The following is a 23,668-nucleotide window of genomic DNA, read 5'->3' as shown; positions in this document are numbered from 1 at the left end:
CCCCGAATCAACGATTATCAGTTGATTCGGGGTCCGCTGCTATCGGCTCATCGACAAGGTCGAGGGCGGCGAGGCCGAGTTAGGCCTTCGTGTCCTCATCCACCCAATCGAAGGTGCGAGTCACTGCCTTCTTCCAAAGGCGCAGGCTGCGCTCGCGCTCTTCTTCACCCATGGCCGGTTCCCAACGCTTGTCCTCGGACCAGTTGGTTTCCAGCTCGCCCAGGCCCTTCCAGAAGCCCACGGCCAGGCCTGCGGCATATGCGGCGCCCAATGCCGTGGTTTCGGTAACCTTTGGACGGACCACCGGGACACCTAGGATGTCCGCCTGGAACTGCATCAGGCTCTCGTTGGCAACCATGCCACCGTCAACCTTCAGCTCGGTCAGAGGCACCTCGGCGTCGGCGTTGACCGCATCAAGCACCTCGCGGGTCTGGAAGGCGGTGGCCTCCAGCGCCGCGCGGGCAATATGGTTCTTGTTCGCGAAGCGGGTCAGGCCCACAATGGCGCCACGAGCCTCGGCACGCCAATACGGGGCGAACAGGCCCGAGAACGCCGGGACGATGTAGACCCCGCCGTTATCCTCCACCTTGGCCGCCAGCTCTTCAATCTCGGGAGCCGTGGCGATCATGCCGATATTGTCACGCAACCACTGCACCAGCGAACCGGCCACGGCAATCGAGCCTTCCAAGGCATAGACCGGAGCGGCATCGCCCAGCTTGTAGGCCATGGTGGTGAGCAAACCGTTAGAGGAATGCACGATCTCGGTGCCGGTGTTGAAGATCAAGAAGCAACCGGTGCCGTAAGTGTTCTTCGCGGTACCGGCGGTGAAAGCGGCCTGGCCGAAGGTGGCTGCCTGCTGGTCGCCCAGGATGCCGGCCACGGGTACTTCGCGCAGCAGCTGATTGCCGGCCACGGTGCCATACACCTCTGAGGAAGAGCGAATCTCGGGCATCATCGAAGCTGGCACACCGAAGTCCGCCAGGATCTGCTCATCCCAGGTCAGGGTCTTCAGATCCATGAACAGGGTGCGCGAAGCGTTGGTCACGTCGGTGACGTGCACGCCGCCGTCCACGCCGCCGGTCAGGTTCCACAGCACCCACGTATCAGTGGTGCCGAAGATCAGGTCGCCGGCTTCGGCACGCTCCCGAGCGCCTTCGACGTTGTCCAGGATCCACTTGATCTTGGTTCCGGAGAAATACGTGGCCAGTGGCAGGCCGACGCGGTCCTTGTAGCGGTCGACTCCCCCGTCCTTGGCCAGCTCGTCGACGATGTCCTGGGTGCGGGTGTCTTGCCAGACGATCGCGTTGTACACCGGCTTGCCGGTGTTCTTGTCCCAGACCACGGCGGTTTCGCGCTGGTTGGTGATGCCGACAACTTCGATGTCGTGGCGGGTCAGGTTTTGCTTGGACAGGGCTTGGCCGATGACTTCTCGGGTGTTGTTCCAGATTTCCGCTGCGTCGTGTTCAACCCAACCAGCGGCCGGGAAAATCTGTTCGTGCTCCAGCTGGCCGACCGAGACAACCTCGCCTGCATGATCGAAGACGATGGCTCGGGAACTGGTCGTTCCCTGGTCAATGGCGATGACATATTTTTCACTCATGATTCACATCTCTCTTTCTAGAACAGGAAGCCGGCAGCGACGCCGCCAAGTAGACCACCAATGACCGGACCGGTGATGGGCACCCAGGAGTAGGCCCAGTCGGAAGAACCCTTGCCCTTGATAGGAAGGATAGCGTGTGCCAGTCGCGGACCGAGGTCACGGGTCGGGTTGATGGCGTAGCCGGTAGCTCCGCCGAGGGACAGGCCGATGGCCACCACGAGCAGTGCGACCGCTAGCGGGCCGAGCTGGTGCGGGGTCTTTCCCAGACCGGCGATGACGAAGACGAGCACAAACGTGCCGAATACCTCGGTGACGACGTTCCAGCCATAGGAGCGGATCGCCGGACCGGTGGCGAAGACGCCAAGCTGGCTGCCGGCGTTCTGCTTGTCATCGAGGTGCTTTTTGTAGGCCAGCCAGACGCCAACGGCGCCAAGGAAGGCACCAACGAGCTGCGCCAGGAAATAGAGCATGGTGTTGGCGAAGGTGATGGCGACGCCCGGTGCGTATTCGGTGATATCTGGGTTGATCATCAAGCCCAGGGTCACCGCAGGGTTCAGGTGAGCACCTGAAATACCGGCGATCCAGACACCGCAATAGACGCCTAGACCCCAGCCGAAGCTGATGGCAAGCCATCCGGCGGCGCTACCGAGGGTGCCTTTCAACGCGACGTTGGCGCAGACACCGCCGCCCATGAGTAGGAGAATGAATGTGCCGGCTAATTCGGCAAGAAACACGTGAGTGGACAACATTGACCTCTTAGTGATTTCGTAGGCCGACGGCAACCTGCCGCCGGCCGGTGCAGGTTACGCGAGGATGACCCCATGGCTATCTGCAAGTACCGAGAGCGAATGGTCGATCTCGGCTTCGGTCTGGGACTGATCCCAGCCCATTGGCGTCACGAGGTGCGAGGCGACCTCGATGACCAAACTTTTGGTGACCAGCCCGCGGAAGGCGAGGTTGGTGCGCCGGATGAACACGTCGATCAGGCGACCGACCTGCTCATGCTCGGCTAAGTAGGCAAGTTCTTCAACGGACAGTTCGCTGCTGTGCTCCAGGAGCTGCTCGTGCTGGCCGAGCTGCTCCAGCACGCTGTCGGCCCCGGTGCCGTAGCGCTCGAGCAGCACGCGCAGGCGTGAATGCGGCGCACGCTGCTCGCGGGCGGCATACCAGGCGGCAAGTTCGCCGTCGTTCTTCGGGAAGTTCTTGCCTCCGCCGATGGCCACACCTTCGGTGCTGACCTTCGCGCTTTCGCCCAGGAAATCCAACGCCTTGCCCCCGAGGTTCTCGGCCAGCGCGCGGAAGGTGGTCCATTTGCCGCCGATCAGCGAAAGCATCGTAGTGCTATCGGTCAGGCGGGTTTCTTTCACCTGGTAATCGCGCGAAACGAAGCCCGGAGCGGTATCGTCGTGGTTTGGCAGCGGACGAACGCCGGAGAATTTGTAGACGATATCTTCCTTGGCCACCTCGATCCGCGGGAAGACCTGTTGGATCAGGTCGAAGAAGTAGTCCACTTCCGCCTCGGTACACACCGCAGGATCACGCATATCGTGTTCCAGGTCGGTGGTGCCCACCAGGACGCGGCCGAGCATCGGGTAAATCAGCACGATGCGGCCGTCTTCGTTTTCGAAGAAGATCTCACGCCCGCCGGTGGCGGCAAGCAGTTCCGGGTGGTCCAGCACGATGTGCGAGCCCTTGGTGCCGCCGGTCCATTTGGTTTCCTTGCCAAGCTCCGCGTTGGTCAGGTCAACCCAGGCGCCGGTGGCATTGATGATGACCTCGGCGTCGAAATCAAATTCCGCGCCGCTGAGCACATCGCGCAATTTCGCGGTTCCCGATTCAACGCCGGCAAGCTCCACGTAGTTCGAGGCGCGCGCTTGGTCGCTGGCCTTCAGTCCGTCGCGCAAGACGTCCAGGGTGAGCCGCTCGGGGTTATGCACCGAGGCGTCGAAGTAGGTGGCGGTGTACTTCACATCGTCGCGCAAAGCGGGCAGATCCTTGCGGGCGGCCTTGGCTCCCTTGAAGTTATGCCATGGGGTATTGCGTCCGCCGATGCCGGCGAAGACGTCATACATGATCAGGCCCGCCTTGATCAGCGCCGCACCTCGTTCGGTGGGCTTTCCCGACTTGTGGCTCAAGAAGCGCATTGGAGCGCTGAGCATGCCGGAGAAGGTGGAGAAGATCGGAATCGTGGTCTGCAGCGGTTTCACATAGTGCGGGGCGATCTCCAACAGGGAGTTGCGCTCCTGGACCGATTCGTGGACCAGACGGAACTCTCCGTTCTCCAGGTAGCGGATGCCACCGTGGATCATATGCGAGCTGGCACCCGAGGCGCCTTGGCAGTAGTCCCCGCGTTCCACCAGCGCCACATCGATTCCCTGCATCGCCAGGTAGCGGAAAGTTGCTACGCCATTGATGCCGCCGCCGACAACGAGCACGCGCGCCTTTGGCCGTGCACGAAGTTGCTCTAGCTGGTCCCGATTCACGATTACATGCCCCTTTATTGACGATTGGTACGTGTCAACAGTTAGTCTGGTCACCATGGAACGAAACGGTCAAACGAAATGCACAAACGTGCAGAAAAGGTCCCATTGATGCAGATATCCCCCAGCTCCGGTCCGTACAAACTGCCAAATCCTGGCACATCCGTGCAAGCCAGCCCCAAAGCGAAGGATGCGTTGCGGGCGGCCCAGCTGTATTACCTGCAGGACATCAAGATGGAGGTAATCGCCCGTGAACTCGGGGTTTCACGCTCCACGGTCTCCCGCCTGCTCGCTCATGCCAAACGCACCGGCATGGTGTCGGTGAAGATCAACCCTTCCGCAAATATGTCCGCGCTGCTCGGCAACCAGCTCGCCGAGCAATACGGGATCAGCGTGCATTTGGTGCCTACCGACGGTTCGATGGACGATACCGAACTCCTCCAACGCGTGTCGGCGCACGCCGCCTACCACTTGGGCACCATGGTCTCCTCATCGATGACCATTGGCGTGGCCTGGGGGCAAACCATGCAAGCGGTTTCCGCCGCCTTGAACAGCCATCCCACCCATGATTCGGTGGTCGTCCAATTGAATGGGGCCGCCAACCCGGTATCCAGCGGTGTGCGCTATGCAAGCGAAATCCTCACCCGCTTCGGCCAGGCCTTCACCGCGCGCACCGAACAGTTCCCGGTCCCGGCCTTCTTCGACAAGGCCAGCACGCGGGAAGCGATGTGGCAGGAAACTTCCGTGCGACGCGTGCTGAATATTCAGGAGGAAATGAACCTGGCGGTCTTCTCGCTCGGCGCGGCCGACTCAAAACTCGCCTCCCAGGTGTACCGCGGTGGTTACCTGAGCGAAGCCGAAACGAGGCAATTGCGAGAGAAGGGTGTGGTGGGCGACGTGGCCACCGTGTTCTTCGACAAGCATGGAAATGACGCGAAAATCGAGATCAATGCCCGGGCTACCGGCCCCACCCTCGCCGCGCTGCGCCAGGTGCCACGGCGCTTCTGCGTGGTGGCCGGCCGAGGCAAGATCAACGCCGTTCGCGGCGCACTCAATGGCGGGCTGATCACCGAACTGGTCATAGACGAGGGCACCGCGATGGCCCTCTTGGACGGGTAGGCTTAAGGCTATGAGCCCACGCACCGAATTGGTCACCACCCACGCCCTGTACGGCTCGAACACCAGGGTCTTCAGCTATCCGGCCAGCACCGCAAGCAGCGCCGGGGTCATCTTTGCGATCCATGGATTCCGCGGGGATCATCACGGACTGACCCGGATCATCGAGCAGCTGCCGCAATATACGATCATCGTGCCGGACCTGCCGGGGTTCGGCGCATCCACCTCGATGCAGCTGGCTCACGACGTCGACGGCTATGCCCTGGCGCTCAACGACCTGGCCGACGAACTTCACCTGCCGGCGCACAGCATCTTGCTCGGGCATTCCTTCGGCTCGCTGGTCGCCGCCAAACTCGCCACACAGCGCGGCTTCTCCGCCCTGCTGCTGCTCAACCCCATCTCCGAGTTGGCCCTCGAATCCTCCCAAGCCTTCATCGCCAAGCTCACCGGCTGCTACTACACGCTCTGCGCCAAACTCCCTGCGCCCCTTGGCGAGGCGGTGCTCCGCTCGAAGCTCTTCTCCGACGCGATGAGCCTGGTCATGACCAAAAGCAAGGATCCGGCAATGCGTGCGTACGTGCGCGAGCAACACCGCGCCTACTTCGGCGGTTTCCATTCACGCGACACCCTGGCCCAGTCCTACCAAGCATCGATCAGCTGCACGGTGGGCGGGTACGCCGGGACAATCGGCATCCCGGCCTTGCTGGTTGGCGGCATGCTCGATGAGCTGGGCACCGCGCAAACCCAGGAAACCCTGCGGGCGAGCTTCGCGCACGCCGAACTGGTGATGCTCGAAGACGTCGGACACCTGATCCACTACGAAAAAGCACCCGAGACCGCCGCGGCGATCACCAAATTCCTGGCTCGGATCGACGCCTAAACGGGGATCAGAGCACCTCGTCGGGATCCACCGCGATATTGACCACCGGGTCCTTGGCCGCGGACATCCGCGCGCGCAGGGCGCGCAGCGCCGAGGTCACTGCCGCTCCCTCGGCGTAGGAGTAGAAGACCACATAACGGTGTTCGATCGGTGGCCCGTCGATAATGGTCGGCCCATGGATTTGAAGCCGTTCGCGCATTGCCGGGTCCAGTGCGGCGATCAGCCGTTCGGCCCCGGGGCCGGAGATCACGGCGCTGCGCACCGCTGGCGGCAGGCCAAGTTCACGCCGCTCCCCCAGCTCCCGCTCGGCAAAGCTCGCCGGGTCGTACCTGACCAGCGCGGCCCCGGCCGGGCTGGGCGTTCCGGTGAGCACCACGACCCCGGAGCTGCTGGCCAGGGAGGCTGCGGTGAACCACCGGCTGAGCACCTCTTCGGTGTTGCGCAAGGAGTCATGGGCCATCATCTTGTCGACGTCCAAGAGGAGCACCGCACGGTATCCGGCTTCCACGAAGGGTTCGACCCCCGGAGTGGCGACGACAAGCGCCGGCTTGCCGCTCAGCCGGCGCACCGGCTTCGCACCGGTGGAGGAAATCACCGGCACCTTCGGGAAGGCGAGGCCCAACTCGTCGGCGGTGCGGTCGGCGCCGATGCTGGCGGCGCGGATGCGCGGAGAGCTGCACTCTGCGCACCGGTACTCGCGATACTGCTCTCCGCACCATTTGCAGGCCACATGATGACCGGAGCCGCCCAGCTGCAGCGGACCTTGGCATTGCGGGCAGCGCGCGAGCGTGCGGCAGTCCTGGCAGGCTAGAGCGGGCATGAACCCGGTGCGGGCCACCTGGACCAGCACCGGGCCGGTTTCCAGGGCCTTGGTGGCCTCACGCCAGGCGAGGGACGGGATTCGGGCCCGGGCCAGCACCGGATCTCGTTCCAGTTCAAAATCATTGGTGGTCGCCACCACGCGGGCGGTGTGTGCGCGTAAAATCTCACGCGGCATCTTCAACTCGATGGCCCAGCCGGTAGCGACCAGGCGTTGGGCCTCCACCGAACGTGATGGCGAGGCGATCAGCAACGAGCAGTTTCCGTGCGTGCTGCGCAACAACGCCACCTCGCGCGCATGCTGGTAGGGCGCGCGTTGCTCGCGATGGGATTGGTCCGAATCCTGCCACAGCACGATCAGCCCGAGGTCCGGCACGTGGCATTGGGCCGCCGAACGGGTGCCGATCACGATGTGCACGTGGCCGCCGATGGCGCGCAAGAAATTCCGGTAGCGCGGAGTCGGCCCGTCATCGGCCTGCAAGCGCGCATAGCAATCCTTGCCATAGTGCTCGTCCAGAAGCTCGGCTAGGCGTTCCAGATCGCTGGCATCGGGCACCAGGAGCAGGACCCGTTCCTTGCGCGCCAGCACCGGGCGGCAGGCATCCAGCAGGAATCCTGGCCAGGAGCCAAAGAAGTTCGGCACCCAGGTGGCCACCGCCCGCAACGTGTCCCCATTGGCCCAGGCTTGCAGCGCTTGGGCGCCCTGCTCGTAGTGCTCTAGCTGATTCGGTGATTCGGGCAGGGTGGGCAGCTGGTCGAGCAGCTCTTCTTTTTCCACCTTCGCCGCGCGCGGCGGCACCGCAAGGCGCACCACATCCCACACGGTGCCGGCATAGCGGTTGGCCACCAGCTCGGCGACCTCGAAGACCGGACGGTGCAATACAACCTGGTCGCTGACTAGTTTCGCCAGCGCCTTCAGCTTGATTGGCGAGGGATGGTCTTCGAGGATTTCGGTGATGAACCCGGGCAGCTGCTGCGGGCCGAAGGGCACCTTGACGCGCGCACCCACTCTCGCGCCTTGAACCATCGAGGGCGGCACCTCATAGTCGAAGAGCCGGTCCAGGTGCGGGACCGAAGAATCAATCAGCACCCGGGCAACCCGTTTGATACGGGCCGGCTCGGGTGCTGAGATCAGGGCATCCTGCTGCACCTGGTTCCTAGGCGTTGAACCAGTTGCGCAACGCGTCCACGCGGTCCAGACGCTCCCAGGTGAAATCGTTGTCGTCGCGGCCGAAGTGGCCGTGCGCGGCGGTCTTGCGGTAGATCGGACGCAAGAGGTCCAGATCTTCGATAATGCCCAGCGGGCGCAGGTCGAAGATCTCGTTGATGGCGTGGGTGATCTTGGCCGGGTCAACCGTTTCGCTGCCGAAGGTCTCCACATAGAGTCCCACCGGACGCGCCACGCCGATGGCGTAGGCCACCTGCACCTCGGCGCGGCGGGCCAGGCCTGCTGCGACGACGTTCTTGGCTACCCAGCGCATCGCGTAGGCCGCCGAACGGTCAACCTTCGAAGGGTCCTTGCCGGAGAACGCGCCACCACCATGGCGGGCGAAACCACCGTAGGTGTCCACGATGATCTTCCGGCCGGTCAACCCGGCATCCCCCACCGGACCGCCGATGACGAACGGGCCCGAAGGGTTCAGAATGATTTTCACGTTCGAGGTATCCAGATCCACGCGCTCCAGAATCGGCGCAACCACCTCTTCGGCGAGATCGGCCTTCAGCGTCTCCAGCTCGTACTCGGCGGCGTGCTGGCTGGAAACCACCACGGTATCCACCGAGACCGGGGTGTCCCCGTCGTAGCCGATGGTCACCTGGGTTTTGCCGTCCGGTCGCAGCAACGGCATGCGTCCGTTCTTGCGCACCTGGGTCAACCGCTCGGAGAGGCGGTGAGCGAGGAAGATCGGGGTGGGCATCAGCGAATCGGTTTCATCCGAGGCGTAGCCGAACATCAGGCCCTGGTCGCCGGCGCCCTGCAGGTCGCGCGGCCCCTCGGCGGTACCCTCGCGGGATTCCAGCGAGTTGAACACGCCGTCGTGGATTTCCTGGGACTGCTGGCCGATGGAGACCGACACGCCGCAGCGGGCGCCGTCGAAGCCGTTGGCCGAGGAGTCATAGCCGATATCCAGGATGGTGCTGCGCACGATCTCGGGGATCTCGACATAACCGTTGGTGGTTACCTCGCCGGCCACATGCACCAGTCCGGTGGTGGTCAGCGTTTCGACCGCAACCTTGGAGTTCGGATCCTGCGCCAGCATGGCGTCGAGGATTGCATCCGAGATCTGGTCGCAAATCTTGTCCGGGTGTCCCTCGGTGACGGATTCCGAGGTGAAAAGACGAAGTTCGGGGCTAGTTGAAGTCACCTTTTTACTCTATCTGGTCTGACCGACCGATTGCTTTTAGTTGCGACGTTACGTGACCAAGCGCTATATGGCGCGGCTCACTTTGTGACGCGTGAATGTCCGATTATTGCGTCGGCGATCTGCTCTATGACGACCCGTGCCACGTCCAGCTTGCTTCCCTGGGCCTGCACGCTGGGCGCCTGCGAGGCGAATAGCACCTGAACGCTATTGGTGTCCTCCCCGAAGGTCAGCTGCGCGCCGACCTCGTTGACCACCAGCATTTCGCAGCCCTTGCGTTCGAGCTTGGAGCGGCCGTAGTCCAGCACGCTGCCGTGCTCATCGCCCGTCTCGGCGGCGAAGCCAACGATCAACCCGGGCAGGGTGGCGTCCGCGGAACGCGCCTGGACCACCTCGGCAAGGATGTCCGGATTGCGCACCAGGGTGATCACCGGGGCGGAGTGCTCGTCGCGTTTCTTGATCTTCGAATTCTCGATGGAAGCCGGTCGGAAGTCGGCGACGGCCGCGTTCATGATCAGCACATCGTTTCCCGGCGCTTCGGCAAAAACCGCAGCACGCAGTTCCAGTGCGCTGGAGGCGTGGACCAGGCGGACCCCATGCGGGGCCGGAACCTCAAGGTGCGTCGCGAGCAGCGTCACCTGCGCACCGGCATCACGGGCGGCCTGCGCCAGAGCGACGCCTTGGCGGCCCGAGGAACGGTTGCCCAGGAAGCGCACCGGATCCAGCGGCTCGCGCGTGCCCCCGGCGGTAATCAGGACGCGCTGTCCGGCCAGCAGGGGGGTGCTCAGCAATGGCGCGATCTCGGCGAGGATCTCTTCGGGCTCCGGAAGCCTTCCGGGGCCGGTGTCCTTGCCAGTCAGGCGCCCGCTGGCGGGTTCGATAACCTTCACTCCGCGGCCGCGCAGCGTGTCGACATTTGCTCGTGTGGCCGGGTGCTGCCACATTTCGGTATGCATGGCCGGGGCCATTACCACCGGGGCGCGCGTGGCAAGCAGCGTGCCGGTCAACAGATCATCGGCGATCCCGGCCGCGGCCTTGGCCATGATATCCGCGGTGGCCGGGACGACGAGCACCAGATCTGCCTGCTGGCCCAGACGCACGTGGTTCACCGATTCGACGGCGTCGAAGACCTTGGAGGTCACCGGGTTGCCGGAAATGGCCTCCCAGGTGGCGTTGCCTACGAAGTTAGCCACGTTCTCGGTGGGGATCACGTCCACGTGATGCCCGGCCTCGCGCAGCAAGCGAAGCAACAACACTGACTTATAGGCGGCGATCCCGGCCGAGACGCCCAAAACGATACGCTTCACGCAGTTCATCCTTGGTGATTTATAACCTGGTGGTTAAAGAAAAAGATGGCGTCCGCTCGGGACGCCATCTTTGCTATTAGTCTTCGGTGGCCTCGGCCCGCGAGACCTTGAGCAGCTGATTGTCCAGTTCGCGAAGTGCGATGGTCAATGGCTTCTCATTCAACTTGGTCTCAACCAATGGACCAACATACTCGAACAGGCCTTCGTTCAGCTGTGCGTAGTAAGCGTTGATCTGGCGTGCGCGCTTGGCCGAATTCAGCACCAGCGCGTACTTCGAGTCGTTGGTCTCAAGCAACGAGTCGATCGATGGGTTAATGATTCCCTCTAGATTGGACACAGGACTCCCTTTAGTCATTCTTCAGCCCCATGAGGGCAACAAGCTCTTCGGCGGCACGTGGAACATCGTCATTAACGATGGTTACATCGAATTCCGATTCGGCCGCAAGTTCCAGTTTAGCGGTTTCTAGCCGGCGCTGCTGCTCTTCGGCGGTTTCGGTACCGCGCCCGATCAGCCGGCGCACCAATTCGTCCCAGGATGGCGGGGCCAAAAAGACGAACTTCGCATCGGGCAGCGTCTCTTTAACCTGCCTCGCGCCCTGCAAATCTATTTCCAGCAGTACTTTCTTGCCGTTGGCCACCGCGTCATTAACCGTTGAGCGAATGGTGCCGTAGCTATTGCGCCCGTGCACCACCGCCCATTCCAGCATGTCGTCGTTGTCCACCAGCTGATGGAACTTTTCCGGGCCCACAAAGAAGTAGTGGACTCCATCTTGTTCCCCCGGCCGAGGCTCCCGTGTCGTTGCCGACACCGAGAGCCAGACATCAGGATAATTGTCACGGATGTAGGTAGAGACGGTGCCCTTGCCTACGGCCGTAGGGCCGGCTAGAACGGTTACCGACGCAGCGGTCATTGACTACACTTTCGTTTTTGGCGGAGATTGTTTGAAGTGTTCGGTGATTGCCGTGCGCTGCTTGCGTCCCAATCCGCGCAAGCGACGCGAAGGGGAAATGCCAAGACGCTCCAGCAGATTCGCTGCGCGCACTTCGCCGACACCCGGCACCGACTCCAAGAGGTCCATGACACGCATGCGTCCCACAGCCTCATCTTCGTATACCAAGTCTAGTACCTCCGTGATGGAGATTTTGCCGGCACTGAACTGGGCTTTAATTTCCGCACGGCGGGTGCGGGCGGCCAATGCCTTGGCGCGAGCCCGGATGCGGTCTTCGTCTGAGAGTTCTCGCAGTACCATCGTTCAGCCATCCTTAATGTGTAGTGGACTATGGCTATGTTGTGAACATAGCGATCAAACGCGGTTTTTGCAAGAGTAATCGCGTTGTGGCTACCAGAAACTGTAATAGCCACAACGCGATTCTGCTATTTATTTAGCCGGCGGCCAATAATTCATCGCGTACTTGCAACGCTTTTGCGCGCAATGCGTTTACACTAGGCCCCGCCTGGAGGATGTCGCGGCTGCTCGTGCCTAGCACCTGGCGGTAGCTGCCGGCGAAAGCGGTGGCGATATCCTGTGCTGTAGCCCCTTGGGCGCCGAGACCCGGGGTGAGCAAGGGAGCCTTGGTCAGACTCAGGTCGATGCCCAATTTCTTGGGGGCATCTCCGATCGTTGCGCCGACCACCAAGCCCACATGGCCCATATCTTCAGCATCCGCATTTTCGGCACTGACTTGGTCAATAATCGATTTTGCAACCGACTTTTCCCCGCCTACATGCTGCACGGAGGGCCCCTCCGGGTTCGAAGTCAGCCCCAAGACGAACACTCCGCGACCGGTCTGCGCGGCCAGGTCTATGGCCGGGCGCAGGGACTCGTAGCCCAGGTATGGGCTCAGCGTCACCGCGTCGCTGGCCAGTGGCGAGGCATCGTCCAACCACGCGGTCGCATAGGCTGCCATGGTCGATCCGATGTCGCCACGCTTGGCATCCGCGAGGGTTAAAATTCCCGCGGATTTTGCTGCGCGCAGAGTTTCTTCCAGGGCGGCGAATCCGGCCGAGCCAAATCGCTCATATAAAGCGACCTGCGGCTTGAGAATTGCGGCCGCCCCGGCCATGGCTTCCACCACGGTCAGTGAGAAAGATCGCACTCCGGCGGCGCTGTCCTCCAGCCCCCACGCCCGGAGCAGCCCCGGGTGCGGGTCGATGCCCACACACAGGGGCCCCGAGGCCTCCATCGCCGCCCGAAGGCGGGTTCCGAAGTTAGGCATTGCGGGCCCCGCGCAGGTTCTTGTCGTGCTCCTGCAAGCTGGTGACGTCCCACTCGTATTCGCGCAGCGCGTCGATGGCCTGCACACAGGCGCCGAACTCGGCCACGGTGGTGATGATCGGGGTGCCCACCGAAACGGCGGCGGCACGGATCTCGTAGCCGTCCCCGCGGGCTTCGGAGCCCGTCGGAGTATTCAGGATCAGGCCGATCTGGCCGGCGTTGATCAAGTCCACGATCGACTCGCCGCCTTCGTGGACCTTGCCCACCACCTGGGTCGGGATGCCGTTGCGGCGCAGCACCTCGGCGGTGCCGCCGGTGGACAGGATCTCGAACCCGATGTCGGCCAGGTGCTTGACCGGGATCACGATGGAGCGCTTGTCGCGGTTGGCGACCGAGACGAAGACCTTGCCGCCGGTAGGCAGCGGGTTGTTCGCCGCCGCCTGGGACTTGGCGAAGGCGGTGTCGAAGTACTTGTCGATGCCCATCACCTCGCCGGTGGAGCGCATCTCAGGGCCCAGCAGCGAGTCGACGACCTTGCCCTCCGGGGTGCGGAAGCGAGCGAACGGAAGCACCGCTTCCTTCACCGCGATCGGTGCCGAATCCGGCAGGTGGGTGCCGTCGCCGGTGGCCGGCAGCGAAGTGCCGCGCATTTCGGCGATGCTGTGCCCGACGCCGATCAGGGCGGCGACCTTGGCCAGCTGCACGCCGGTGGCCTTCGAGGTGAACGGCACGGTGCGCGAGGCACGCGGGTTCGCCTCGATCACGTAGAGGATGTCGCTTGCCAGCGCGAACTGGATGTTGATCAGCCCGCGCACGCCCACGCCCTCGGCGATGGCCCGGGTGGCTGCCGCCACGCGGTCGCGCACATCCGGGCCCAAGGTGATCGGAGGCAGGGTGCACGACGAGTCGCCGGAGTGGATGCCGGCCTCTTCGATGTGCTCCATGATGCCGCCGATGTACAGGTCGGTGCCGTCGAACAGGGCGTCCACGTCGATCTCGATGGCGTCTTCCAGGAAGCGGTCCACCAGCACCGGGTGGTCCACGGTGATCTCGGTGGCGTTGGCGATGTAGCGCTCCAGATGCGCCTCGTCATACACGATTTCCATGCCGCGTCCGCCGAGCACGTAGCTCGGGCGCACCAGCACCGGGTAGCCGATGGAGTCCGCAATGGCCTTCGCGTCGGAGAAGGACACCGCGGTGCCGTTCTTCGGGGCGATCAGCCCGGCGTTGTCCAGCACCTGCTGGAAGGCGCCGCGGTGCTCGGCCAGGTCGATGGCCTCCGGGGAGGTACCCAGGATCGGCACGCCGGCGGCCTTCAGCTCGGCGGCGAGCTTCAACGGGGTCTGCCCGCCCAGCTGCACGAAGACGCCGAGCACCCCGCCGGACTGCTCTTCGGCGTGGATGATTTCCAGCACGTCTTCCAGGGTCAGCGGCTCGAAGTACAGGCGGTCGGAGATGTCGTAGTCGGTGGACACGGTTTCCGGGTTGCAGTTGATCATCACGGTGTCGTGCCCGGCGGCGCGCAGCGCCATCACCGCGTGCACGCAGGAGTAGTCGAATTCGATGCCCTGGCCGATGCGGTTCGGCCCGGATCCGAGGATGATCACCGAAGGCTTCTCGTGCGGGAGCACCTCGGTTTCCTCGTCATAGGTCGAGTACATGTACGGGGTGAACGCCTCGAACTCGGCAGCGCAGGTGTCCACGGTCTTGAAGACCGGGCGCACGCCCAGCGCGTGGCGGATCCCGCGGATGACCGCCTCGGACTTGCCGGTCAACGCCGCGATCTGCGCGTCGGAGAAGCCGTGGCGCTTGGCCTCGCGCAATAGCTCCTCGGACAGGTCCTTGTTCGCGGCGATCAGCTGCGCGGTCTCGTTGATCAGCGCCAGCTGATCCAGGTACCACGGGTCGATGGCGGTGGTTTCGAACAGGCGCTCGATGGACACTCCGGAGAACAGCAGGCGCTGGACCAGCGACAGGCGCTCGGTCGAGCCCTTCACGATGGAGGCCAGCACGGCCTCGTGCTCCGCTTCCGGGATCGGCTCGAAGGACAGCTCGGAGCCCTTCTGCTCCAGCGAGCGCAGGGCCTTCTGCAGCGCCTCGGTGAAGTTGCGGCCCAGGGCCATCGCCTCGCCGACGGACTTCATCGTGGTGGTCAGGGTCTTGTCGGCCGCCGGGAACTTCTCGAAGGCGAAGCGCGGAACCTTGACCACCACGTAGTCCAGGGCCGGCTCGAAGGAGGCCGGGGTCTTCTTCGTGATGTCGTTCGGGATCTCATCCAGGGTGTAGCCCACGGCCAGCTTGGTGGCGATCTTGGCGATCGCGAAGCCGGTGGCCTTGGAGGCCAGCGCACTGGAGCGCGAGACGCGCGGATTCATCTCGATGACCACGACGCGGCCGGTGTCCGGCTCGATGGCGAACTGGATGTTGCAGCCGCCGGTGTCCACGCCGACTTCGCGGATGACCGCGATGGAGATGTCGCGCAGGTTCTGGTATTCACGGTCGGTCAGCGTCATCGCCGGGGCGACGGTGATCGAGTCGCCGGTGTGCACACCGACCGGATCGAAGTTCTCGATGGAGCAGACGACCACGACGTTGTCGTTCTTGTCGCGCATCATCTCCAGCTCGTATTCCTTCCAGCCCAGGATGGACTCCTCCAGGAGCACCTCGGTGGTCGGCGAGTACTGCAGCCCGGCGCCCGCGATGCGGCGCAGGTCTTCGGCGTTGTAGGCCATGCCCGAGCCCAGCCCGCCCATGGTGAACGAAGGACGCACGACCACCGGGTAGTTCAGGATCTCGACGGCGGCGAAGGCCTCCTCCAGGGTGTGCACGATGACCGACTTGGCGGACTCGGCGCCGCAGCGCTCGACAACGCCCTTGAACTTCTCGCGGTCCTCGCCCAGCTCGATGGCTTCGATATTCGCGCCGATCAGCTCGACGTTGTACTTTTCCAGGGCGCCGGACTTGTCCAGCGCGATGGCGGTGTTCAGCGCGGTCTGGCCGCCCAGGGTGGGAAGGATCGCGTCCGGGCGTTCCTTGGCGATGATCTTCTCCACGACCTCCGGGGTGATCGGCTCCACGTAGGTGGCGTCGGCGAATTCCGGGTCGGTCATGATGGTGGCCGGGTTGGAGTTGACCAGGATGACCCGCAGGCCCTCCTCCTTGAGCACGCGCAGGGCCTGGGTGCCGGAGTAGTCGAATTCGGCCGCCTGGCCGATGACGATCGGACCCGAACCGATGACGAGTACTGAGTTGAGATCGGTGCGCTTAGGCATTACTTGCTGTCCTTATCTGCGGCGGAATTCATCGCGGAAACGAAACGGTCGAATAGGTAGGCGGCATCGTGGGGGCCGGATGCTGCCTCCGGGTGGTACTGCACGGAGAACGCCGGGATGTCCAGGCAGGACAGGCCCTCGACCACGCGGTCGTTCAGCGAGAAGTGCGAGACCTCCACCTGGCCGAAGCGGGCCACCGGTGCGGTGACGGCTCCCTCCAGCGGCGCGTCGACGGCGAAGCCGTGGTTCTGGCTGGTGATCTCCACCCGCCCGGTGGATTTGTCCATCACCGGCTGGTTGATCCCGCGGTGCCCGAAGCGCAGCTTGTAGGTGTCGAAGCCCAGCGCGCGGCCCAGGATCTGGTTGCCGAAGCAGATGCCGAAGTACGGCATGCCGGCGTCCAGCACGGAGCGGACCAATTCCACCTGCTTGGTGGCGGTGGCCGGGTCGCCGGGGCCGTTGGAGAAGAACACGCCGGTGGCGCCGGTGGCCTTGATATCCTCCAGGGTCGCATCGTGCGGCAGCACGTGCACGCGCAGTCCGCGCTCGGCCAGGCGGCGCGGGGTCATCGACTTCATGCCCAGGTCCACGGCGGCGACGGTGTGCAGCGGTTCGCCGGTGTAGCCGTGCTCGGCCGGTTCCACGGTGTAGGCCTTGTCCACGGAGACCTCCGCGGAGATGTTCCGCCCGGCCATTGCCGGCTGCGCCTTGACCAGCGCGACGAGCTCCGCGTCGGAGCGGTTGGCCTCCTCGCCGGAGAAGATGCCGGACTTCATGGCGCCCGCGTCGCGCAGGTGGCGGGTCAGCGCCCGGGTGTCCACGTTGCGGATGCCCACGATGCCGTAGCCGACCAGGTCCTCGTCCAGGGTGCGCTCGCTGCGCCAGTTGCTCGGACGGCGGGCCGCGTCGCGGACCACATAGCCCGAGGGCCACATGCGCTTGGACTCCGGGTCTTCGCTGTTCACGCCGGTGTTGCCCACGTGCGGGAAGGTCTGGACGACGATCTGGTGCGCGTAGGACGGGTCGGTCAGGGTTTCCTGGTACCCGGTCATTCCGGTGGTGAACACTGCTTCACCGAGGGTCGTGCCCACGGCGCCGTAGCTGCGTCCACGGAAGATGCGGCCATCTTCGAGTACCAACACTGCTGGTAGGTTGCTCAGGGAATTCACTTAGTTTGTCTCCTGCTCGGCCGCGTCGGCTTGGTGCGACGCCAGCAACTGATAAATCTTGGCGGTGTCCTCGTGGTAGCGAGGACGGAATCCGGTGTCGAAGGTGAAATCATCCTTCACCCAGGTGATCACGATCAGCCCGTCTTTTTCGACGAACTTTCCGACCATGCCCGAGGAGCGGGTCACCTTCACGTAGGCGGTCCAGGGAATGTGCACATCGCTGGTGCCCGGGCGCATCAGGTGGATGCCGGCCTCGCCGAGCTCCAGGCTGGCGTTGGCGCGGACCCCGAGCTGGTGCACGGCGATCCGGTCAAGCCAGTCCTCGAACCGGGTGGTGGCCACGTACATGCCCTCGAAGCTGTGCTCGCGCCGGTCCGCGAACCCGGCGTAGGGTGCCGGGATGCCGGACTGCCGGCGTTTCATATTGCGCCAGCCGATCAGGATCAGCGCACAGAACAGTACGACGATCCCGAGGGTGACCAGCGCCGAGGTGAGTTCGCCGCTAGTCATTGGCTACCCGCGGGCTGGCCAGCGCGCCATCGAGCACCGTGGCGTGGCCGTGGTAGAAGGTGGCGTGCACGGCGCCGGGCAGCTCCATGCCGGCGAACGGCGAGTTGCGCCCCTTGGTGGCCATGGCGGCCGGGTCGACGATCCAGCGCGCTGCCGGATCGACCAGGGTCAGGTTGGCCGGCTCCCCCACGGCGATCGGCCGGCCCTGATCGCTCAGGCTGCCGATCTTCGCCGGGGTCTGCGAGGTGATCCGGGCGACGTCGGCCCAGGAAAGCAGTCCGGTCTCCACCAAGGTGTGCTGCACGATCGACAGGGCGGTCTCCAGCCCCGTCATGCCCATCGCGGCCGCTCCCCATTCGCAGTCCTTGGCCTCGGAGGGGTGCGGTGCGTGGTCGGTGCCGATCACGTCGATGGTGCCGTCGGCGACGCCGGCGCGCAGCGCCAGCACGTCCTCTTCGCGGCGCAGCGGCGGGTTGACCTTGAACACCGGGTCGAAGGTCTTGACCTTCTCATCGGTCAGCAGCAGGTGGTGCGGGGTGACCTCGGCGGTGACCTGGATGCCGCGGGCCTTGGCCCAGCGGATGATCTCCACCGAGCCGGCGGTGGAGACGTGGCATACGTGCAGGCGCGCGCCGACATGCTCGGCCAGCAGCACGTCGCGGGCGATGATCGACTCTTCGGCCACCGCCGGCCAGCCGGCCATGCCGAGCACCGCGGAGACCTCGCCCTCGTTCATCTGCGCACCCTCGGTGAGCCGTGGCTCCTGGGCGTGCTGGGCGATCACCCCGTCGAAGGCCTTCACATATTCCAGCGCGCGGCGCATCAGCAGCGGGTCCGAGACGCAGATGCCGTCATCGGAGAACATGCGTACCTTGGCGCGCGAGTCGGCCATCGCGCCGATTTCGCTCAGCTGCGCGCCGCCGAGGCCCACGGTGACCGCACCTACCGGGCGGACGTCCACCCAGCCGGCCTTGCGGCCCAGTTCGTAGACCTGCTCCACGACGCCGGCGGTATCGGCCACCGGGGTGGAGTTGGCCATCGCGTGCACCGCGGTGTAGCCGCCCTTGGCGGCGGCCTTCGATCCGGTCTCCACCGTTTCGGCGTCTTCGCGGCCCGGTTCGCGCAGGTGGGTGTGCGGGTCCACGAGGCCCGGCAGCAGCACCATGCCGGCGGCGTCGATCACCGTGGCGCCTTCGGCAGCGGTGATGGTGCCGATCTCGGCGATCTTGCCGTCACTGATCAGCACGTCGGCGCGTTCGCCACCGAGCACAGAGGCCTGTCGAATCAAATACGTCATAATCAGTTCCTTAGATCAGGTCGCCGGAGAGGAGCATATACAGGCTTGCCATGCGCACCGCGACGCCGTTGGTGACCTGTTCCAGGACCATCGAACGCGGCGAGTCGGCGGCAGCCGAAGAAATTTCCAGGCCGCGGTTCATCGGGCCCGGGTGCAGGATGAGGGTTTCGTCCCCGTTGGCTTCCAGGGCCTTCAGCCGGGTGTCGTCCAGTCCCCAGTAGCGCGAGTATTCGCGCGGGTTGGGGAAGAAGGCGTCTCGCATGCGTTCGCCCTGCACGCGCAGCATCATCACCGCGTCCACCCCGGAGGCGATGACCTCGTCGAGGTTGTAGCTGATGGTGCACGGCCAGGCGCTCGCGCCCACCGGCAGCAGGGTCGGCGGGGCGACCATGGTCACCGAGGCGCCCAGGGTGTTCAGCAGCCAGAGGTTCGAACGGGCCACGCGGCTATGCAGGACGTCGCCCACGATCGCGACCTTCAATCCGTCCAGTCCGCGGCCGGCCGGGCTGACTCCCTCGCGCAGGGCCAGCTGGCGGCGCAGGGTGAAGGCGTCGAGCAGCGCCTGGGTGGGGTGCTCGTGGGTGCCGTCTCCGGCGTTCACGATCGGCAGCCCGATCCAGTCGGTGGCCGCCAGCCGGGCCGGCGCCCCGGAATCCGGGTGGCGGATGACTACCGCGTCGGCGCCGATGGCCAGCAGCGTCTGGGCGGTGTCCTTCAGTGATTCGCCCTTGGACACGCTCGAGCCCTTGGCGGAGAAGTTGATCACGTCCGCGCTCAGCCGCTTGGCGGCGGCCTCGAAGGAGATGCGCGTACGGGTGGAGTCCTCGAAGAACAGGTTCACCACGGTGCGTCCGCGCAAGGCCGGAAGCTTCTTGACCTCACGGGTGCCGGTTTCGCGCATTTCCTCGGCGATATCGAGGATGGCAATGGCTTCGGCGCGGCTTAGATCCGCGGTGGAGAGCAGGTGCTTCATGCGCTGGCCTCGATGACTACTTCGTTGCTTGAATCGACTTCGGCCAGGTGCACGCGCACCTTTTCGCTTTTTGCCGTGGGCAGGTTCTTGCCCACGTGGTCCGCGCGGATGGGAAGTTCGCGGTGCCCGCGGTCCACCAGGACCGCCAGCCGCACGATGCGCGGGCGTCCCCAATCGGAGAGTGCATCCAAGGCTGCGCGGATGGTTCGTCCGGAGTAGAGCACGTCGTCCACCAGCACGACGACCTTGCCGTCGATGCCGCCGGCCGGCAGGCGGGTTGGCGCCGGGGTGCGGGTGGTGGTGTGCCGCAGGTCGTCGCGGTACATGGTGATGTCCAGCTGTCCGACCAGCGACGCGGGGTCAAGCTGGGTCGGCGCGGAAGCGGCGATGCGCCGTGCGAGGCGTTGGGCCAGCGGATATCCGCGGCTTGGAATGCCTAATAGCACCAGATCTTCGGTGCCCTTGTTGGCTTCGATGATCTCGAAGGCCACACGGGTCAGTACACGTTCGATATCCTCGCCGGTCAATACCGTGCGAGCCACATCGGGCTGTGAATTTTCATTCATCCTGTGCACCTCTCCCTTCTCCGCCTCACGGGACGGGATTTAAAGGAATATTGCTAGTTCAAATTATCACGATCCGGCCGCCATTCCCTAGCGGAAAGCTATGCATGACACTGAATGGGCGGTGATCTCCCTCACGGCGCCATGCGGGCTCGCGCGGCCAGCCCCGCTATTGGCGGGAAAGTACCGCAGCGCCCGAGGTTCGAAGGGCTTGAATTGTTGGCTTCGCCACAGCGGATCCTCGGAAATGCCGAAGAAGCAATGTTGAGTTTTTCACGCTGCTACCCGTCGCGGCGCAGAATCGCCTAGGCCTGGGCGGGTGCTGTCTCCGGGGCAACGCGCGGGGCCGGGACCCTGCGGGTTAAATACCGCAAGCCGGAACCCAGCAGGTTCCGGCTTGCGGTAGTTCAGGAGAATCGAGGATCAGTCGACCAGGGTGTCCTTGACGCTTTGAATGCGTCCGAGCACGCCGTTGACGAACTCGGGAGACTCGTCGGTGGACAGCTCGCGCACATTCACGACGGCTTCGGCCACGGCAACCGCGTCCGGAACCTCGTCGTTGTACAGCAGCTCCCACACCCCGATGCGCAGCGCCATGCGGTCCACGGCGGGCATCCGCTCGATGGTCCAGCCCTTGACATAGCTTTCGAGCACCTCGTCGATGCGGTCCAGGTGGGCGGTGACGCCCTCGAGGATCGTCAACGAATACTCGTTGAGCACGATGTCAGAATTTTCGCGGCGCGCGATGGCTACGCTGAGCGCATCGACGTCGCGGGCCTCGGCTTCGAAAAGAAACTCAAGTGCACGACGACGCGCCTTGGCGCGGGCCCTCACTAGGAGACACGTCCCAGGTAATCGCCGGTGCGGGTATCAACCTTCACCTTGGTGTTCTGATCGACGAACAGCGGAACCTGGATTTCCTTGCCGGTTTCCAGGGTTGCCGACTTGGTGCCTGCCGAGGAGCGGTCGCCCTGAAGGCCCGGTTCGGTGTAGGTGATTTCCAGGATGACCGAGGCCGGAAGCTCCAGGTACAGTGGGCTGCCGTCATACATGGCAATGGTCAGTTCCTGATTTTCCAACAGGAATCCGGCCGAGTCGCCCACGGTCTGGCCGGGAACGGTGATCTGGTCGTAGTCTTCCAGGTTCATGAAGACGTAGTCTTCGCCGTCCTGGTAGAGGTACTGGTAGTCGCGGCGGTCAACGTTGGCCAGCTCGATCTTGGTGCCGGCATTGTAGGTCTTGTCCAGAACCTTGCCCGAGAGCACATTGCGCATCTTGGTGCGCACGAATGCGCCGCCCTTGCCCGGCTTGACGTGCTGGAAGTCGATGATGGTCCACAGTTGGCCATCGATCTTAATGACCTGACCATTCTTGATGTCAGTTGTATCCGCCACGGGTCCTCAAATCCTCTATTTTCGCCAGCGTGCACTGGCATTATCAAAAATCCATTTATTACTATAGCAAACCGCGGTGAGAGCTAATTTCGCGCGCGTTCCTCGGCAAGCGCCAGGCATGCGGCCGACGCGTTGACCAGGTGCTCGGCCGAACCCATCTGCTGGCGCTGCTCCAGGGCCGCACGGAAGCGGGTAGCCGCGGCCTTGTAGTCGCCCTTTTCGAAGAAGGACATCGCCAGGTGGTGCTGCATCAGCGGCTCGTAGTAGGTGCCGGAGAATTCGTCCACCAGCTTGCGCAGGCGATTGATCGCGCGATCGAAATCACCTTGCAGCCGGGTCAATTCGGTATCCAGCACGCGCAGGTGCGCGTTGGTCGGGTCGCTTAACCGCGACTCGGCGATCAGGTTGCCGGCCTGGGCCAGTTCCCCGCGGGCCATGTGGATCACCACCTGGTCGGTCGGGGTGCCAGAGCGCATCGAACGGTCCGCGGCTTGTTCATCGGTGATGAATGGCCGCAGGTTGCTCGGGTCGATCAATACTCCGTCGATGGAGGTGCCCACGCCGTCGTGGTTCACCGATGCGACGTCGATGGCGTATGCGGTGAATTCGCTCATGCTTACTCTCCGATTTCTTGGTAGGCGGCGAATAACAGCGAGTTATCCGGCACCTCGTAGATACGCGGCTTGCCGATGGCTTCGAGTACCACGAAGCGCAGCTGGTCGCCACGGGTTTTCTTGTCGCGCTTCATGCCGTCCAGCAAGGCCATCCACTTGTCGTTGCGGTAGCTGGTGGGCAAGCCCAGGGACTTCAGGATGCTGAAGTGCCGATCGGTCACCGCATCGGAGGTGTAGCCCACCGAACGGCCTAGTTCCGCGGCAAAGCACAGCCCGATGGAGACCGCGGCCCCGTGGCGCATCGCATAGCGCTCGGAAAGCTCGATCGCGTGGCCCAGGGTGTGGCCATAGTTCAAGAATTCGCGCGGACCCGATTCCTTCAGGTCCTTGGAGACCACCTCGACCTTCACCGCGATGGTGCGTTCGATGATTTCGCGCAGCCGTGCGCTGTCGGGGCGGATGGCGTCTTCTGGATCCTCTTCGATCAGTTCCAGAATGCGCTCGTCGGCGATGAACCCGCACTTGACCGCTTCGGCCAGCCCGGTGACCAGTTCGTTCTTCGGCAGCGTTGCCAAAGCGTCGAGATCCGCGAGCACGCCGGCCGGTGGGTGGAAGGCACCGACCAGGTTCTTGCCCTCGGCGGTGTTGATGCCGGTCTTGCCGCCCACGGCCGCGTCGACCATGCCCAGCAGCGAGGTGGGAATGTGGATGACCTTGACCCCGCGCAGCCAGGTGGCCGCCACGAAGCCTGCCACGTCGGTGACGGCTCCGCCGCCCACGGCAACCACGGCGTCGGTGCGGGTGAAGTCGTTCTTCCCCAGGACTTCCCAGCAGAACCCGGCAACCTGAATGTGCTTGCCCTCTTCGGCATCCGGGATTTCCGCGGTCAGCGAGGTGAAACCGGCCTTTTCCAGATCGTCGCGGACCACGTCTCCGGTGGCGCGCAAGGCCCGCGGGTGGATCACCAGGACCTTCTTAACCGCCGAGCCCAGCAGTTCGGGCAGGTGTCCCAATAGTCCGTTGCCGACCAGAACCGGGTAAGACTCCGCGGGGGTGGTTCCGGTGACTTGAAGTGTGGTGGGTGCTAGTGGCATCCGA

General features: G+C 64.1%; 22 protein-coding genes. 2 read left to right on the top strand and 20 right to left on the bottom strand.

Going from position 1 to position 23,668, the window contains the following annotated elements:
- Window positions 1-79: 79 nt before the first annotated feature.
- Genes glpK through ACT3TP_RS01610 form a run of 3 tightly spaced genes read right to left on the bottom strand, consistent with a single transcriptional unit; the run spans window position 80 to window position 4,083 of the window.
- Entirely contained in the window at window positions 80-1,600 is a 1,521-nt protein-coding gene (gene glpK / locus ACT3TP_RS01620) for a glycerol kinase GlpK (RefSeq protein ID WP_096284756.1), read from the bottom strand.
- A 17-nt stretch (window positions 1,601-1,617) separates the two neighbouring features.
- Window positions 1,618-2,349, bottom strand: coding sequence for an MIP/aquaporin family protein (locus ACT3TP_RS01615; RefSeq protein ID WP_096284758.1), 732 nt, complete (start codon window positions 2,347-2,349; stop codon window positions 1,618-1,620).
- Between the two features lie 54 nt (window positions 2,350-2,403).
- Window positions 2,404-4,083: a glycerol-3-phosphate dehydrogenase/oxidase gene (locus tag ACT3TP_RS01610; RefSeq protein WP_255248380.1), complete on the bottom strand. Its 1,680-nt coding sequence runs from the start codon at window positions 4,081-4,083 to the stop codon at window positions 2,404-2,406.
- A 162-nt stretch (window positions 4,084-4,245) separates the two neighbouring features.
- Between ACT3TP_RS01610 and ACT3TP_RS01605 the strand changes: the two genes are divergently transcribed.
- Together ACT3TP_RS01605 and ACT3TP_RS01600 are read left to right on the top strand one after the other, a co-directional pair.
- Window positions 4,246-5,199 carry a sugar-binding transcriptional regulator gene (locus ACT3TP_RS01605; protein WP_258137891.1) on the top strand — a complete coding sequence of 318 codons (954 nt, stop codon included), beginning with the start codon at window positions 4,246-4,248 and terminating at the stop codon, window positions 5,197-5,199.
- Window positions 5,200-5,209: 10 nt separating this feature from the next.
- Entirely contained in the window at window positions 5,210-6,076 is an 867-nt protein-coding gene (locus ACT3TP_RS01600; RefSeq protein WP_444618956.1) for an alpha/beta fold hydrolase, read from the top strand.
- 7 nt (window positions 6,077-6,083) lie between these two features.
- Here the strand turns inward: ACT3TP_RS01600 and ACT3TP_RS01595 are convergent, their stop codons facing one another.
- From ACT3TP_RS01595 to aroB, 17 genes are all read right to left on the bottom strand, one after another.
- Window positions 6,084-8,045, bottom strand: coding sequence for a primosomal protein PriA (locus ACT3TP_RS01595; RefSeq protein WP_444618954.1), 1,962 nt, complete (start codon window positions 8,043-8,045; stop codon window positions 6,084-6,086).
- A gap of 7 nt (window positions 8,046-8,052) precedes the next feature.
- The gene (metK, locus tag ACT3TP_RS01590) at window positions 8,053-9,258 is read right to left on the bottom strand and encodes a methionine adenosyltransferase (RefSeq protein WP_096284766.1); all 1,206 of its coding nucleotides are present in this window, start codon (window positions 9,256-9,258) and stop codon (window positions 8,053-8,055) included.
- A gap of 77 nt (window positions 9,259-9,335) precedes the next feature.
- The gene (coaBC, locus tag ACT3TP_RS01585; protein WP_444618952.1) at window positions 9,336-10,571 is read right to left on the bottom strand and encodes a bifunctional phosphopantothenoylcysteine decarboxylase/phosphopantothenate--cysteine ligase CoaBC; all 1,236 of its coding nucleotides are present in this window, start codon (window positions 10,569-10,571) and stop codon (window positions 9,336-9,338) included.
- A gap of 67 nt (window positions 10,572-10,638) precedes the next feature.
- Window positions 10,639-10,917: a DNA-directed RNA polymerase subunit omega gene (gene rpoZ / locus ACT3TP_RS01580; protein WP_096284770.1), complete on the bottom strand. Its 279-nt coding sequence runs from the start codon at window positions 10,915-10,917 to the stop codon at window positions 10,639-10,641.
- The gene (gene gmk, locus ACT3TP_RS01575) at window positions 10,910-11,473 is read right to left on the bottom strand and encodes a guanylate kinase (RefSeq protein WP_096284772.1); all 564 of its coding nucleotides are present in this window, start codon (window positions 11,471-11,473) and stop codon (window positions 10,910-10,912) included. Before gmk ends, rpoZ begins: the two co-directional genes overlap by 8 nt.
- Window positions 11,474-11,476: 3 nt before the next feature.
- Window positions 11,477-11,812: an integration host factor, actinobacterial type gene (mihF, locus tag ACT3TP_RS01570; RefSeq protein ID WP_047119171.1), complete on the bottom strand. Its 336-nt coding sequence runs from the start codon at window positions 11,810-11,812 to the stop codon at window positions 11,477-11,479.
- Between the two features lie 133 nt (window positions 11,813-11,945).
- A complete protein-coding gene (gene pyrF, locus ACT3TP_RS01565; protein WP_096284774.1) occupies window positions 11,946-12,779 on the bottom strand; it encodes an orotidine-5'-phosphate decarboxylase in 834 nt (277 codons plus the stop codon).
- Window positions 12,772-16,050 (bottom strand): carbamoyl-phosphate synthase large subunit, encoded by a 3,279-nt coding sequence (carB, locus tag ACT3TP_RS01560; protein WP_444618949.1) that lies wholly within the window; start codon window positions 16,048-16,050, stop codon window positions 12,772-12,774. The genes pyrF and carB overlap by 8 nt, the downstream gene beginning before the upstream one ends.
- Window positions 16,050-17,219 carry a glutamine-hydrolyzing carbamoyl-phosphate synthase small subunit gene (gene carA, locus ACT3TP_RS01555; protein WP_444618947.1) on the bottom strand — a complete coding sequence of 390 codons (1,170 nt, stop codon included), beginning with the start codon at window positions 17,217-17,219 and terminating at the stop codon, window positions 16,050-16,052. The genes carB and carA overlap by 1 nt, the downstream gene beginning before the upstream one ends.
- Window positions 17,220-17,729, bottom strand: a complete 510-nt coding sequence (locus ACT3TP_RS01550) for a PH-like domain-containing protein (RefSeq protein WP_105552154.1) — start codon at window positions 17,727-17,729, stop codon at window positions 17,220-17,222.
- Window positions 17,722-19,026: a dihydroorotase gene (locus tag ACT3TP_RS01545; RefSeq protein ID WP_444618944.1), complete on the bottom strand. Its 1,305-nt coding sequence runs from the start codon at window positions 19,024-19,026 to the stop codon at window positions 17,722-17,724. Before ACT3TP_RS01545 ends, ACT3TP_RS01550 begins: the two co-directional genes overlap by 8 nt.
- A 10-nt stretch (window positions 19,027-19,036) precedes the next feature.
- The gene (locus ACT3TP_RS01540; RefSeq protein ID WP_105552156.1) at window positions 19,037-19,999 is read right to left on the bottom strand and encodes an aspartate carbamoyltransferase catalytic subunit; all 963 of its coding nucleotides are present in this window, start codon (window positions 19,997-19,999) and stop codon (window positions 19,037-19,039) included.
- Entirely contained in the window at window positions 19,996-20,565 is a 570-nt protein-coding gene (pyrR, locus tag ACT3TP_RS01535) for a bifunctional pyr operon transcriptional regulator/uracil phosphoribosyltransferase PyrR (RefSeq protein ID WP_105552157.1), read from the bottom strand. The genes ACT3TP_RS01540 and pyrR overlap by 4 nt, the downstream gene beginning before the upstream one ends.
- A gap of 420 nt (window positions 20,566-20,985) precedes the next feature.
- Window positions 20,986-21,396, bottom strand: coding sequence for a transcription antitermination factor NusB (gene nusB / locus ACT3TP_RS01530; protein ID WP_096284788.1), 411 nt, complete (start codon window positions 21,394-21,396; stop codon window positions 20,986-20,988).
- Window positions 21,396-21,956: an elongation factor P gene (gene efp, locus ACT3TP_RS01525; RefSeq protein ID WP_105552158.1), complete on the bottom strand. Its 561-nt coding sequence runs from the start codon at window positions 21,954-21,956 to the stop codon at window positions 21,396-21,398. The genes nusB and efp overlap by 1 nt, the downstream gene beginning before the upstream one ends.
- 83 nt (window positions 21,957-22,039) lie before the next feature.
- Complete coding sequence (locus ACT3TP_RS01520; protein ID WP_105552159.1) at window positions 22,040-22,570, bottom strand: tetratricopeptide repeat protein; 531 nt, start codon at window positions 22,568-22,570, stop codon at window positions 22,040-22,042.
- A 2-nt stretch (window positions 22,571-22,572) separates the two neighbouring features.
- Window positions 22,573-23,664, bottom strand: coding sequence for a 3-dehydroquinate synthase (aroB, locus tag ACT3TP_RS01515; RefSeq protein ID WP_096284794.1), 1,092 nt, complete (start codon window positions 23,662-23,664; stop codon window positions 22,573-22,575).
- Window positions 23,665-23,668 lie beyond the last annotated feature (4 nt).

The organism is Glutamicibacter sp. AOP38-B1-38 (genome assembly GCF_052377485.1).
Lineage (GTDB): Bacteria > Actinomycetota > Actinomycetes > Actinomycetales > Micrococcaceae > Glutamicibacter.
The sequence above is the reverse complement of the archived record's forward strand: the minus strand, read 5'-3'. Positions and strand labels throughout refer to the sequence as shown.